Origin of the sequence: Microcystis sp. LEGE 08355 (assembly GCF_015207185.1) — a bacterium.
Lineage (GTDB): Bacteria > Cyanobacteriota > Cyanobacteriia > Cyanobacteriales > Microcystaceae > Microcystis > Microcystis panniformis.
The window spans coordinates 1-1,298 of the sequence record NZ_JADEXI010000890.1 but is presented as its reverse complement, the minus strand read 5'-3'; the positions used below and the strand labels follow the sequence as shown (position 1 = coordinate 1,298).

Genomic DNA, 1,298 nt, shown 5'->3' with positions numbered 1-1,298 from the left:
TTACCCAACAAGGTTTTTAGATTTATTCAGCAAACCCTATGTACACTGGTTCCGGAGGATTGTCTATTCAACTTAAAATTTGATGTTATAGGGGTATTATGCTTGTCAATGTAAAGTTTTATTACAGGATTCAACGTTTCTGGTTTTTCCCTAGTTCTAAGACTTGTCATGTCTGTCTCAATCAAGTGGGTAGTTTTCCGCTTGAGGCTAGAAATTGGACTTGTGTGCATTGTAAAACAACCCATGACCGGGACATAAATGCGGCGATAAATATCAGAAATGAAGCCTTACGGATATTATCGTTAGGAAAAGCGCGATACTGCCTATAGAGGGGATGTAAGACCAAAAGCTGTGCGTAAGTCCATCTTGAGGCAATCCCCCGTGAAATAGGAAGCTCTCAACTCTGTTGAGAGTAGTTCACCCCCCTGAGTCGTAAACGCTAAAAGCGAAGGCCAGAGTTCGAGAGAAATCATCTGAGGAGCCACCACACCCTCAGCCTCTCTGTCCGGTAACGATGTAAGATACCCTTTGGGCGATATTGGTGGCGTGATCGGCCATGCGTTCCAGATGACGGATTAGTAAAGCCATCAGCAGGATTGGTTCCACCACACCCTTAATATCTCTTTGATGGGCGAGAGTGTGATAGAGATAATCATAGGCTCGATCGACCGTATTATCTAGTTCTTTGACCTTTGGACCGGCTTCTTGATCGAGGTCGGCCAGGGCGACAAGGCTCGTGGCTAACATATACTGAGCATGGTGGGACATAGCCTCGATCTCACTCATACAATCGTGGGGAGTATAGGCGAATAATTTGAGAGCTATTTCCGCCAAATCCTTGGCATAATCGCCGATACGTTCCAAATCGCGCACTAATTGCATAAAAGCACTTAAAAGCCGCAAATCTTGGGCTACGGGAGCCTGTAGAGTCATGAGAGTGGCACAATCTAACTCGATTTGACGGTAGTAGCGATCGATTTCCTTGTCAAGGGGGGCGATTTTTTTCGCCATTTCCAAATCCCTAGCAAAAAGGGATTGATGGCTAAGACGAAAGGATTCTTCGACCAAGGTTCCCATTCTCAGCACATCCTGTTCCAATCGCTGGAGAGAACGAGCGAAATAGGTGCGATCGCGATGATTGGTTTCTTTGGATAGGCTCACGGTCGGATTCGCTTAACATAAAACTACTCTTTCTCTACAGTCATAACAAGAAAATTTTCGATTTTGTACAGTTGTCTAGAGAACTTGACAGATTTTTTTCTCTAGGGGAAATGGGGGAATGGGGAAATGGGGAAATG

1 protein-coding gene and 1 pseudogene are annotated in these 1,298 nt (G+C 44.9%); one reads left to right on the top strand and one right to left on the bottom strand.

The annotated features are described in order from the left end of the window. Nucleotides 1-143: 143 nt before the first annotated feature. Nucleotides 144-390 (top strand): annotated as a pseudogene (locus IQ242_RS25010) (zinc ribbon domain-containing protein); the annotation flags it as partial. Between the two features lie 102 nt (nucleotides 391-492). On the opposite strand, the gene phoU reads toward IQ242_RS25010, so the two are convergent. Beyond that, nucleotides 493-1,161, bottom strand: coding sequence for a phosphate signaling complex protein PhoU (phoU, locus tag IQ242_RS25005; RefSeq protein ID WP_004162161.1), 669 nt, complete (start codon nucleotides 1,159-1,161; stop codon nucleotides 493-495). Nucleotides 1,162-1,298 lie beyond the last annotated feature (137 nt).